The organism is Micromonospora nigra (assembly GCF_900091585.1).
GTDB lineage: Bacteria > Actinomycetota > Actinomycetes > Mycobacteriales > Micromonosporaceae > Micromonospora > Micromonospora nigra.
The window spans coordinates 2,642,931-2,655,000 of the sequence record NZ_FMHT01000003.1 but is presented as its reverse complement, the minus strand read 5'-3'; the positions used below and the strand labels follow the sequence as shown (position 1 = coordinate 2,655,000).

The 12,070-nt window shown below is 68.2% G+C and carries 6 protein-coding genes and 2 rRNA genes; 5 read left to right on the top strand and 3 right to left on the bottom strand.

Translation table 11 applies throughout. The features are described 5' to 3' along the window. The first annotated feature begins 372 nt into the window (after positions 1-372). Positions 373-3,482 (top strand): 23S ribosomal RNA (locus GA0070616_RS11340). Positions 3,483-3,589: 107 nt separating this feature from the next. Further along, positions 3,590-3,706: ribosomal RNA gene (gene rrf / locus GA0070616_RS11335) — 5S ribosomal RNA — on the top strand. Positions 3,707-4,169: 463 nt separating this feature from the next. Here rrf and GA0070616_RS11330 read toward each other — a convergent pair. Further along, positions 4,170-5,981: a VanW family protein gene (locus GA0070616_RS11330; protein WP_245712725.1), complete on the bottom strand. Its 1,812-nt coding sequence runs from the start codon at positions 5,979-5,981 to the stop codon at positions 4,170-4,172. 188 nt (positions 5,982-6,169) lie between these two features. Between GA0070616_RS11330 and nudC the strand changes: the two genes are divergently transcribed. Then, on the top strand, positions 6,170-7,126 hold the full coding sequence (gene nudC / locus GA0070616_RS11325; protein ID WP_091080598.1) for an NAD(+) diphosphatase: 957 nt from the start codon (positions 6,170-6,172) through the stop codon (positions 7,124-7,126). A gap of 23 nt (positions 7,127-7,149) precedes the next feature. Here nudC and GA0070616_RS11320 read toward each other — a convergent pair whose 3' ends face one another. Then, positions 7,150-8,361 carry a polysaccharide biosynthesis protein gene (locus GA0070616_RS11320; protein ID WP_139128878.1) on the bottom strand — a complete coding sequence of 404 codons (1,212 nt, stop codon included), beginning with the start codon at positions 8,359-8,361 and terminating at the stop codon, positions 7,150-7,152. 363 nt (positions 8,362-8,724) lie between these two features. Between GA0070616_RS11320 and GA0070616_RS11315 the strand changes: the two genes are divergently transcribed. Then, positions 8,725-10,449, top strand: a complete 1,725-nt coding sequence (locus tag GA0070616_RS11315; RefSeq protein WP_091080595.1) for an MmpA family trehalose lipid delivery protein — start codon at positions 8,725-8,727, stop codon at positions 10,447-10,449. Next, positions 10,446-10,613 carry a hypothetical protein gene (locus GA0070616_RS28070; RefSeq protein ID WP_175440047.1) on the top strand — a complete coding sequence of 56 codons (168 nt, stop codon included), beginning with the start codon at positions 10,446-10,448 and terminating at the stop codon, positions 10,611-10,613. The genes GA0070616_RS11315 and GA0070616_RS28070 overlap by 4 nt, the downstream gene beginning before the upstream one ends. A gap of 65 nt (positions 10,614-10,678) precedes the next feature. Here GA0070616_RS28070 and GA0070616_RS11310 read toward each other — a convergent pair whose 3' ends face one another. Beyond that, positions 10,679-11,836 (bottom strand): glycosyltransferase family 4 protein, encoded by a 1,158-nt coding sequence (locus GA0070616_RS11310; protein ID WP_091080591.1) that lies wholly within the window; start codon positions 11,834-11,836, stop codon positions 10,679-10,681. Positions 11,837-12,070 lie beyond the last annotated feature (234 nt).

Sequence of the window (12,070 nt, the reverse complement as noted above, 5' to 3'; positions counted from 1 at the left end):
TGGAGCCCGCGGCCCGCGGATGTCGGGTCGGGGTGCTCGATGGCGGAGACACTGGCGAGTTTTCTTCTGGCAACGGCCTGCTTTCGTTTAGTACAGCTGCTCTTTCGGGGGTGGTGGGAACGGCGGGTGGGTGCGGCTGGGAGGGGATGTAGGGCACCCTGTTGGGTCCTGAAGGAACAACCGGTGGGTTGTTGTTTCAGTGCCGTCTCCCATCTGTGTGGGTGGGTGGTGGTTGCCAGGCATGGCCTGGTCTCGCATACCGGATGCTGGTGTCGCTCCTTTGTGGGTGGGGTTGGTGTTGCTGGTGTGGGGCTTGAGGGTTGTGGGTTGGTCGTTTGTTGAGAATTGCACAGTGGACGCGAGCATCTTTGTGGTCAAGTTGTCAAGGGCGAACGGTGAATGCCTTGGCACCAGGAGCCGATGAAGGACGTGGGAGGCCGCGATAGGCCTGGGGGAGCTGTCAACCAAGCTGTGATCCCAGGGTGTCCGAATGGGGGAACCCGGCATCAGTCATGTGATGTCACCTGCACCTGAACACATAGGGTGTATGGAGGGAACGCGGGGAAGTGAAACATCTCAGTACCCGTAGGAAGAGAAAACAAATTAGTGATTCCGTGAGTAGTGGCGAGCGAAAGCGGATTGAGGCTAAACCGGCTGCGTGTGATACCTGTCAGGGGTTGCGTGGTCGGGGTTGTGGGACCTTGCTACACGAGCTGACACTCGTGTGAGGAGTTACAAAGTCAGTTGCTAGCCGAACAGTCTGGAATGGCTGACCGTAGGCGGTGAAAGTCCGGTAGGTGAAAGTGGCTGACCTCCTGTGAGTGTTCCCGAGTAGCGGCGGACCCCTGAAATCTGCCGTGAATCTGCCAGGACCACCTGGTAAGCCTAAATACTTCCTGGTGACCGATAGCGGACGAGTACCGTGAGGGAATGGTGAAAAGTACCCCGGGAGGGGAGTGAAATAGTACCTGAAACCGTTCGCCTACAATCCGTCGGAGCCTTGCGGGGTGACGGCGTGCCTTTTGAAGAATGAGCCTGCGAGTTAGTGGCATGTGGCGAGGTTAACCCGTGTGGGGGAGCCGTAGCGAAAGCGAGTCTGAATAGGGCGATTCAGTCGCGTGTCCTAGACCCGAAGCGGAGTGATCTAGCCATGGGCAGGCTGAAGCGCGGGTAAGACCGCGTGGAGGGCCGAACCCACCAACGTTGAAAAGTTGGGGGATGACCTGTGGTTAGGGGTGAAAGGCCAATCAAACTCCGTGATAGCTGGTTCTCCCCGAAATGCATTTAGGTGCAGCGTCGCGTGTTTCTTGCCGGAGGTAGAGCACTGGATGGTCTAGGGGGCCCACAAGCTTACCGAAATCAGCCAAACTCCGAATGCCGGTAAGTGAGAGCGCGGCAGTGAGACTGCGGGGGATAAGCTTCGTAGTCGAGAGGGAAACAGCCCAGATCACCAGCTAAGGCCCCTAAGCGTGTGCTAAGTGGAAAAGGATGTGGGGTCGCATAGACAACCAGGAGGTTGGCTTAGAAGCAGCCACCCTTTAAAGAGTGCGTAATAGCTCACTGGTCAAGTGGTTCCGCGCCGACAATGTAGCGGGGCTCAAGCACACCGCCGAAGCTGTGGCATTCACATGTGACTTCGCAACGCCTTGATGTGTTGTGCAGGTGTGTGGATGGGTAGGGGAGCGTCGTGCCGGGGGTGAAGCAGCCGAGTGATCGAGTTGTGGACGCGGCACGAGTGAGAATGCAGGCATGAGTAGCGAAAGAAGGGTGAGAAACCCTTCCGCCGGATGACCAAGGGTTCCAGGGCCAGGCTAATCCGCCCTGGGTGAGTCGGGACCTAAGGCGAGGCCGAGAGGCGTAGTCGATGGACAACGGGTTGATATTCCCGTACCCGCGAAAGAGCGTCCCTGATGAACCTCGTTGTGCTAACCACCCGAACTGTCGGAGGTCTTCGGACCGATGATGGGGAGCGTGGGAACCTGACGGGTAGTAGTCAAGCGATGGGGTGACGCAGGAAGGTAGCTGATCCCGGCCGGTGGTTGTGCCGGGGTAAGCGTGTAGGCCGTGTCGTAGGCAAATCCGCGACGCATGAAGGCTGAGACGTGATGCCGAGCCGATTCAGGTGAAGTCAGTGATCCTATGCTGCCGAGAAAAGCCTCTAGCGAGTTCTGAGCGGCCCGTACCCCAAACCGACACAGGTGGTCAGGTAGAGAATACCGAGGCGATCGGGCGAACTGTGGTTAAGGAACTCGGCAAATTGCCCCCGTAACTTAGGGAGAAGGGGGGCCGGAGACGTGAAGCCCCACGCGGGTGGAGCGTTGTATGGCCGCAGAGAGCAGGGGGAAGCGACTGTTTACTAAAAACACAGGTCCATGCGAAGAAGTAATTCGATGTATATGGACTGACGCCTGCCCGGTGCTGGAACGTTAAGGGGACCTGTTAGCTCTTCGGGGCGAAGCGGAGAACTTAAGCGCCAGTAAACGGCGGTGGTAACTATAACCATCCTAAGGTAGCGAAATTCCTTGTCGGGTAAGTTCCGACCTGCACGAATGGCGTAACGACTTCCCCACTGTCTCAACCACAGGCCCGGCGAAATTGCATTACGAGTAAAGATGCTCGTTACGCGCGGCAGGACGGAAAGACCCCGGGACCTTTACTATAGCTTGACATTGGTATTCGAATTAGCTTGTGTAGGATAGGTGGGAGCCGGTGAAGCTCATACGCCAGTATGGGTGGAGGCAATCTTGAAATACCACTCTGGTTGATTTGGGTATCTAACTTCGGACCGTTATCCGGTTCAGGGACAGTGTCTGGTGGGTAGTTTAACTGGGGCGGTTGCCTCCTAAAGGGTAACGGAGGCGCCCAAAGGTTCCCTCAGCCTGGTTGGCAATCAGGTGTTGAGTGCAAGTACACAAGGGAGCTTGACTGTGAGACTGACAGGTCGAGCAGGGACGAAAGTCGGGACTAGTGATCCGGCACTTGCGAGTGGAAGCGGTGTCGCTCAACGGATAAAAGGTACCCCGGGGATAACAGGCTGATCTTCCCCAAGAGTCCATATCGACGGGATGGTTTGGCACCTCGATGTCGGCTCGTCGCATCCTGGGGCTGTAGCAGGTCCCAAGGGTTGGGCTGTTCGCCCATTAAAGCGGTACGCGAGCTGGGTTTAGAACGTCGTGAGACAGTTCGGTCCCTATCCGCCGTGCGCGTAGGATACTTGAGAAGGGCTGTCCCTAGTACGAGAGGACCGGGACGGACGAACCTCTGGTGTGCCAGTTGTCCCGCCAGGGGCACGGCTGGTTAGCTACGTTCGGAAGGGATAACCGCTGAAAGCATCTAAGCGGGAAGCTCGCTTCAAGATGAGGTATCCCACCCACCATTGGTGGGGTAAGGCCCCCAGCTAGACGACTGGGTTGATAGGCCGGAAATGTAAGCCCGGTAACGGGTTCAGTTGACCGGTACTAATAGGCCGAGGACTTGACTACCAAGCTGCTACGCGTCCACTGTGCAACTCTAGACAAACGAACACACCACACCACACCCCAGAAACATCGGGGTCGATGGAACGGTTTGTTTGACATGTCCATAAAGTTACGGCGGTCATGGCGGAGGGGAAACGCCCGGCAACATTCCGAACCCGGAAGCTAAGCCCTCCAGCGCCGATGGTACTGCACTCGGGAGGGTGTGGGAGAGTAGGACACCGCCGGACACACATTCGTTCAGGGCCACCCCATTTCATGGGGTGGCCCTGAACGCATTCCCACACCACACCACACCCGAGCCGGACACCCACCAAAACCGGGACGGACCTCGGGTTCGAAAGCCCCGGGCCCGGAGGCCGACACCCGCAAGGACACCACCACCTCCGGCCACCACCCACCAACCACATTCAGGCCGCAACCATGCGCTTCGCGCGAGTGCGCAGACCGCCGGCGTCGTATCCCCGTGGGTTGTTCCCCGCGATCGGCGTTCGATCCGCCGGAGAGGGCTCCACACGTCGCGGTCGTCCCCACTCGCTGACAACGCAACGGTGTCGCCCCGACAACGCGACGGGCGGCGTCGGCAGTGCCAGTCGACGTCGGCAGTGCCACGGAGGGCGGGGCGTACCCGATGAGTCGGCCCCACCGGCGAGATGCGCCGGCGGGGCCGTGACGGGCTGTCGGGAGTGGACGTCAGGATGGTCCGCGACCGCAGATGAAGCGGGGCTCCGCGCTGTAGGTCCAGCTGAACTTCTCCCGCTTGACGACCTTGCCGTCCTTCTTGATGACGCGGAAGGCGTCCTGGGTGAAGCCCTGGCTGCCGTTGGCCGGGATGCAGGTCGGCCCCGGCTCCAGGTAGACGGTCTTGGGGCTGGTGATGTTCCGGCGGGGGCCGTACTCCGTCTTGACGCTGTCCCAGATCTTCGTGCTCCAGATCGACACCGTCACCGAACTGCCCGTGTACGAGGTGTCGATCAGCACGCCGTACTCGGTGTTGTTCCGGAACTTGAAGTCCAGGTTCGGCCAGAAGATGGTCGACTCGATCACCGCCGGGTAGCGACTGAAGTAGTACGAGTGTGGCTTGTGCTGCACGTCCTCCAGACCGGCGTAGTACGTCGCGTTGAACAGGGTGGTGGTGAACTGCGACGTACCGCCGCCCACCCCCGGGACCAGTTTCCCGTCCAGGATGACCGGAGCGTCCCGGTAGCCCTGCGCGTAACTGCGCTCGCCGGTGTGCCCGTTCAGGGAGAACGTCTCGCCCGGCATGACCACCGTGCCGTCGACGTCCTTCGCGATCGTGACGATGTTCTGGCTGCGCGGCGACGACAGCCCACCGGTGAACCGCGTGGTGAACGACGACACCTTCTCCTTGATGCCGAGCCCCGCCAGCTTCTCCGCGGTGAGCTCGGGCTTCGCCGGCGCCAGCTTGCCGGCCACCTCCCGGCCGTCGACCTTCGGCAGCACAGCCAGCAGGTCCCGCCCCAACGCCGCCGGGTCGAGCTGCTGACCAGGACGACCCGCCACGACCTTCGGTTTGCCGCCGGAGATCGTCATCCGGGCGTCCTTCGGAGCGACCTCGATCTCGGCCAGGTCGTCGCCGAGGGCGTCCCGTAGCCGCTTCACGTCGACCTTCGGGGTCAGCTTGCCGGCGTCGTCCGCCACGAACCGCAGACTCTTCGCGATCGCCGCCGGTGGAATGGTCACCGCACCCTTGTCGGTCACCAGCCGCACCGGTGCCGCCACGGCCGGCTTCGCCAGCTCAACGACCAGCCGGTCGACCTCCTCGGCGGTGGTCGCCGCATGCGACTCCACCAGCGGCACCGTCACCGGCTGTCCGCCCAGCCAACCCGCCGTGACCACCCGGGCGGCGTCCTGCGGGTCGACCGCCAGGCTCGGCTGCGGGTAGCGCACCTTCGGCTTCGTGCCGGCGAACGTGATCGCCGGTTTGATCATCTTTCGGCCCTGGTCGCCGACCAGCTTCTCCAGTGCCGCGCTCAGCCTCTCCTCGTCGACCCGCACCACCGGCTCCACCTCGCGGGAGCCGACCAACCGGTCGACGGCGTGCGCCTGCGCGGCCGCAGCCGCCGCCACGGTCGCCTCCACGTCGACGGCGAGGCCGACATCGGCCGGGGTGATCTGGGCGGTCCGCTCGCCGACCCGCACCTCGAACGGGGCGGCCAGCACGGCGGCGCGCCGCTCCAACTCCGCCCGCAGCTCGCGGGCCGCGTCCGCCCGGCTGCGTCCGCCCAGTTCGGTGCCGAGCACCGTGGTGCCGCGCGGCACATCACCGGCGTACGCCCAGGTGCCTACCCCCGCGAGCGAGCCCAGCACGGCGGTCGCGACCCCGGCGGCCAGCAGCAGCCGGAACCGGCGTGAGCGCGACTGGCCGCCCCCCGGGGGCGGTGCCACGGTCGGCGACGGTTCCTCGACGGGCCAGGCGACCGCGGTGACCTGGATGGTCGGCCGGTCGTCGGGGGGTGGGTGCTTTTCGCCGTACTGCGTCACAACTACCTCTTCGGGACGTACCACATTGGGGAGCAAGCGGACCCCAGCCGGAAGACACCAACGGTAGCCAACGACCGGGCAGGCGGGCAGCCGACGTCTGGTCGATCTCGTACGGCGTGTCGACCCGGCGTGCCGGGGCCGCCGGCCCGAGGGTGGGAGCCGGTCGCCAGGCATGGCACGGTGAGGGCATGCGACTGCACGACGATGCCCTGGCGTACGGCGGCGGGTGGCTCGACCGGGCGGGCACCGTGCGAACCGACCCGAAGCGGATGGCGGCGCTGCTGGCCCGTCCTGACAGCGTCGTGCTGCCCCTGTGGCGGGACCGCTGTCTCGTCGACGGCGACGGCCCGGTCCGGCTGACCAGCGACCGGGCGACTCTGGCCCGGACCGCAGCCAGGGAGATCGTCTTCCTGGGCCTCGACGGCGACCGGGGAGTCAACAGCGACGCGGCGGTCGACCACGACCGGGGAGTCTTCGCGGTGGATCTCTCCGCGCTGACCGAGCAGGCCGCCGTCGAGATGACCGGGGCCGTGCGGACCGTCGACGTGCGGGCGGTGGTGGGACGACTCGACCCCGCCGACGCGGCCGTCCAGGCGTACGCGCGAGGGGTGCTGTACTGGCACCGGCAGCAGCGGTTCTGTGGTGCCTGCGGCGCGCCGGCCGTCGTCGACGGCGGCGGGCACGCGCGGTCCTGCACCGGCGGGGAGTGTGGCCGGCTGCTGTTTCCCCGGATCGAACCGGCGGTCATCGTGCTCGTGGAGGCGCCCGGACCCCCGGGGCGTTGCCTGCTGGCCCGGCACGCCGGCGCGGGAGAGGACGCCTGGTCGACGTTGGCGGGCTTCGTCGAGGTGGGCGAGAGCCTGGAGGACGCGGTACGGCGGGAGATGGCCGAGGAGGCCGGGGTGACCGTCATCGACGTGACCTACCAGGGGTCGCAGGCATGGCCGTTCCCCGCCGGCCTGATGGTCGGCTTCCGGGCCACCGCCACCACCGAGGAGGTACGCGTCGACGGCGAGGAACTGCTCGCGGCTCGCTGGTTCAGCAGGGCCGACCTGAGGGCCCGGCTGGCCGTCGGCCGGTCGCTGGGCCGTCCCGACGCGATCGATCACCACCTGCTGCACAGCTGGCTCGCCGACGGCGACTGACGGCCCCGACCGTCGCGACGGTGTCAGCGGCGGGCGGGGCGCAGGGTCAGCAATGCCATCACGACGGCGGTCAACACCGCTGTGCCCAGGGCGCAGGCGAGAACACCCGACACGGTGCGCGGAGCGACCAGCAGGGCGGTCAGGCCGAGCGCCCCGGTAGCGGCCCAGAGCGGTGCGCCCGGCCACCGGGCACCCGTCGCCACCCGGTCGTTGACCAGCATGAAGACCACCGCGTAGAGGGCGCCGACGGCGGCGAAGAGCGGTGCCTCGCCGGCCAGGTGCAGGTACGCGGCGCCACCGGCCAACCGGAACGCCAGATCGCCGGCGACCACGGACGCGCCGACCAGCACCGCCCCGCAGGACAGGATCAGGCCCAGCGCCCATGCCCGTGCCTGCCGGTCGCCCCGCGCCAGCCGGGGCAGGACGAGCAGGGTGACCACCTGCGGAGCCCAGAGCGCGCCTTTGGTGAGCACGGAGCCGACCGCGTAGCCGCCGGAGGCGTCGGCGCTGAGCAGTTGGCGGGCGAGGATCAGGTCCGCATACGAGATGGTGAGCATCGCCAGGGAGGCCGCGCAGGCGGTCAGCACCTGCCGGGGCCCCAGTGGATCGGCCGGCCCGGCCCCGGGCGGCCCGGTGTGAACCGGTTCCGTGGGCTGCGCGAGGCGGGCCAGGATCGGCAGCACGAGGAACCCGGTGACCGTCCCGAGGGCCAGGCAGTCCACCGGGCTGCGGCCGAACGCGAGCCCGACGACCAGCCCGCCGTAGCGGCCGGCGGCGACCACCGCCATCGCCGCCGCGAGCCGCAGGAACCGTTGGTCGCCTTGGAGTTCACCGATCCGGCGGCCGGCCAGCACGGTCGCGAACGTGCTCGCGGCCAGCAGCAGCGTCAGGGCGAGCGGCAACGTCAGGGCCCAGCTCAGGACTGGTGCGGCCAGTGCGGTCAGCCCAGCGGTGACGGCGGCGGTGCGCAGGGCGAGCCGGGTCGGGTCGCTCACCCCCCGGCGGGCCCGGTGCGCGGCCACCGCGATCTGGAGCCCGAAGCCGGGCACTGCGGCGATCGTCGCGAGGGCGAGCACCGTGGCCAGTGCGCCGAGGTCTGCCGGCGTCAACCGGCGGGCGCCGAGCACCGGCACGGCGTACGCCAGCGCGTTGATCAGCACGGTGGCGGCGGTGACGGCGGCGCCGGCAGCGCCGAGCCGGACCGCCGTGGTCGCACCGCCGGTCGTCTGAGTCATGCCAACCCCGCGTCTCCCCGCCACCATGCGCCCGAGACGGACACGACCGGTGGACGGCCCGCGCCTTGCGGGTTGTCGTCGCCGGACCGGTCGGGCCGGCCGCCCGACCGGGGAGACGGTACCGGTCGGCCGAACGACCCGACAGCCCTGAACGGACGACCCGTGCCCGTGCGGAGGCCCGGCGGATCACGCTGGACTCGTTCGGCCTGACCGACGTGCCGTTGCGTCAAGCTGGACATCGGGGCCGGGAGCTCCGCGTCGCGGGGCGGCGGAGACGGAACGCCGGGGGCCCGGCCGCCGCGTACAGTGTCCGCCACCGGTGCGAGGGTGATCGCGTAGGGCGACGGCGGTGAGGACGGTCGGATGCGGGAGCGGCTGGTGCCCCACAGTGTCGCCGCCGTGGTGACGGCGGTGGTCCTGGCGCCACTGGCGCTGCCCGGGTACGTGCTCCGCTACGACATGGTCTTCGTGCCCCGCCCCACGCTGAGCTGGGAGTCGGTCGCCCCCGCCACGGCGCTGCCCCGGGCCGTGCCGCAGGACGCGGTGGTGGCGCTGTTCGGTCAACTGCTGCCGGGGTGGGCGCTGCAACGGCTGGTGCTGGTGGCGATCGTCTGGTTCGCCGCGCTCGGTGCCGCCCGGCTGGTGCCCACCGATCGGACGGGAGTGCGGGTGGTCGCCGCTCTCTGGTATGCCTGGACGCCGTACCTCGCCGAGCGGCTGCTGATCGGGCAGTGGGGGCTGCTGGTGGCGTACGCCGCGTTTCCGTGGCTGGTGCGGGCGGCGCTGGAGCTGCGGACGGGTCGACCGGGTGCGGTCCGGCGGCTGCTGCTGGCGGTGGCGGCGTCCGCGATCACGCCGACCGGCGGCGCGCTGGCCCTGGTGGCGGTCGGGGTCCTGGTGCCTGGACGGTACCCGCGCGCCGGCCGGTCGACCGCCCTGGTGCTCGGATCGGCGGTGCTGCTCAGCGCGCCCTGGCTGGTCGCCGGCGCGATCAGCACCGGTGCCGGCCGGTCCGATCCGGCCGGGGTCGCGGCGTTCGCCGCGCGGGCGGAGAACTGGGCCGGACCGCTGGTCTCGTTGGCCGGCACCGGAGGAATCTGGAACGCGCAGGCCACCCCCGCCTCACGAGCATCGGTGCTGGTGCCGGTGGCGACGGTGCTCCTGCTGGCCATCGCCGGCTGCGGGGTGCCGCTGCTGCGGCGGCGCTGGCCGGCGGCGTTCGTCGGACGGCTGGGCCTGTTGGCGGCCGGCTCCTGGCTGGCCGCGGCCCTCGGGGTGCTGCCCGGCGGAGCCGCCATGCTCGGCTGGCTGGTGGCCACCGTCCCCGGCGCGGGACTGGTCCGGGACGGGCAGAAACTGCTGCTGCCGTACGCGTTGGCCCTGGCGGTGGCCGGTGCGCTCGGCACGGAACGGCTGACCGACCGGATCACCTCCCGCTTCAACGTGGTGACCGGCCGGGTTCTGCTGGTCGGCGCGGTGCTGCTGCCGGTGGCGGTCCTGCCCGACCTCGCGTTCGGCGCGGCGGGTCGGCTGCGACCGGTCGACTGGCCGGCGGACTGGGCGACGGTGGCCCGGCTGACGGCGGCGCGTCCGGGTGAGGTGATCTCGCTGCCGTTCCAGGAGTACCAGCGGCCGGCCTGGAACCGTGACGTGGTGGTGATCGACCCGGCACCCCGGTACCTCGCGGTGCCGGTGCTGGTCGACGACACCCTCTGGGTCGGTGGTCGGGCGGTGGCCGGCGAGGACCCGCGCGCGGCGCGGGTCCGAAGGTTGATCGCCGACGGCCGGCCGTTGGCGGTCGAGGATCCTCGGTGGGTGCTGGTGCAGCACGTCCCGGGTCCGCCGCCGCCTGCGTCCGCGCTGGTCGGGCTGCGGGTCGTGTACGCCGGACCGGATTTGAGCCTCTACGAGAACCCGGCCTGGTCGCCGTCGCCCGCCGCCACCGTCAGCGGCCCCGGCCCGGTAGGGGTGGCCCATCTACTGGCCGGAGCGGCGATGATCGGCATCTGTCTTTCGAGCACTGTGCGGAGGCTCCGGCCCGTGGTAGCGTCCCGACACGCGAGTCCCGCGGAAGGAGAAGGTGGATGAAGAACCTGCCCGCGTTCGTTGCCGTGGGGGCACTCGGAGTCGTGCTCGGCCTGCTGCTGAGCGTTGGTCTGGCGAACGGTCTCGGCACCTCCGCGCAGGACGCTGCGGAGAAGGCCGGAAACACCAGCACTGTCGAGCAGCCGATCGAGTACGGCGCTCGCTGAGCTCTGACGAGCCGTGAAGGCACCCGCTGCGCGGGTGCCTTCACGGCGGGTGGCGATGGCCCTCGTCAGCCCCGGGCCGTCGTCCCCGTGACCAGCTGGGCGAAGCGGGCCCCGGCGGCGGTCCAGGTGAACAGGGCCGCGTGCTGCAACGCCGCCTCGCCCATCGCCTTGCGACGCACGTCGTCGGCGAGCAGTTCGCGGATCACCCCCAGGAACTCCTCCTCGTCGTCGACGAGCAGGCCGGTCTCCGTGTCGATCATTGCCTCGGCGACACCACCTGCGTAGCGGAACGCGACCGTCGGGGTGCTGCGGGCGGCGGCCTCGACGATCGTGAGCCCCCACCCTTCCTTGAGCGACGGCGTGAGCGCCAGCCACGCCGAGGAGAGTGCCACGTGCTTGTCCTCCTCGCTGACGAAGCCGGCGAAGCGTACGTGGTCGGTGATGCCGAGCTGCTCGGACAGCTCCCGAAGCGGTGTCTCCCACCAGCCCTGACCGGCCACCACCAGCTCCAGATCGGGTAGCTCCTCGACCAGCGCGGCGACGGCCCGCAGGGCTATCTCCACCCGCTTGTGCGGGACCAGCCGGCCGAGGACGAGCAGGGACGGGTGCGGGGTGCGGGGCAGTGGCTGACCGGTGACGGCCGGGGTGCCATTGGGCACGACGTCGATGCGCTCCGGGTCGACGCCAAGATCGGCAAGCTCGGTGCGACTGGCCTCGGAGACCGTCACGTACCGGCAGCGCCGGTACAGCCGTACCGCCAGCCATGACTCGATCCACCAACCCAGCCGTGCCATCAAGGGGCCGAACACCACAGGCCACTGCTCGCGGTGAACGTGGTGCACCAGGGCCACCACCGGCCGGCCGGCGTAGAGCGGGGCGAAGAACGGCACCCCGTTGCACACGTCGACCACCAGGTCGGGTCGGCCGTGGCCGCGCCGGCTCAGCGGACCGAAACCGACGCGGCCGGCGATGCAGGTCAGAGCCGCCCGGAGGTACACGGACATGCGGGAGCCGCGACGCAGGACGTGAACGCCCCCGTCGGTGGTGTCGGAGTCGCCCGCTGCCCTGTGCGCCGCACAGAGAAGGGTCACCCGATGACCGAAGGTGACCAGCTCGGCCGCGATCCGTTCGATGTAGACCTCGGAGCCTCCACCTTCGGGGTTGGTGGTGTCCCGCCAGTTCAGGAACAGGACGTGGCGTGCGGTGGTGCCGGAGTTGTCCACGCTGCTCCTACCGACGAGTAATCGGGCGCGATCGCGCCACCCTAGGGCGGGCCGGGAGTGCTGCGCAATGGGTCACACCGGCAGCGACGATCGCCGGAGCAGGCTGGGCGAACGGGGGTTTGCCGCCGAACGAAAACCTTGGCAGGGTGTGCAGCGCGACCGCGTACGGTGGCGGGCGCCGCATGCGCCACCCCGGGGCAGCGGTCGTGATCTGCCACCGGACTCGCCGGGCGC

Excerpts from the sequence above, each read along its gene's own strand:
- GA0070616_RS28070 (WP_175440047.1), top strand. The coding sequence starts at position 10,446 with ATGAAGAACCTGCCCGCGTTCGTTGCCGTGGGGGCACTCGGAGTCGTG.
- nudC (WP_091080598.1), top strand. The coding sequence starts at position 6,170 with ATGCGACTGCACGACGATGCCCTGGCGTACGGCGGCGGGTGGCTCGAC.
- GA0070616_RS11320 (WP_139128878.1), bottom strand. The coding sequence starts at position 8,361 with ATGACTCAGACGACCGGCGGTGCGACCACGGCGGTCCGGCTCGGCGCT.
- GA0070616_RS11315 (WP_091080595.1), top strand. The coding sequence starts at position 8,725 with ATGCGGGAGCGGCTGGTGCCCCACAGTGTCGCCGCCGTGGTGACGGCG.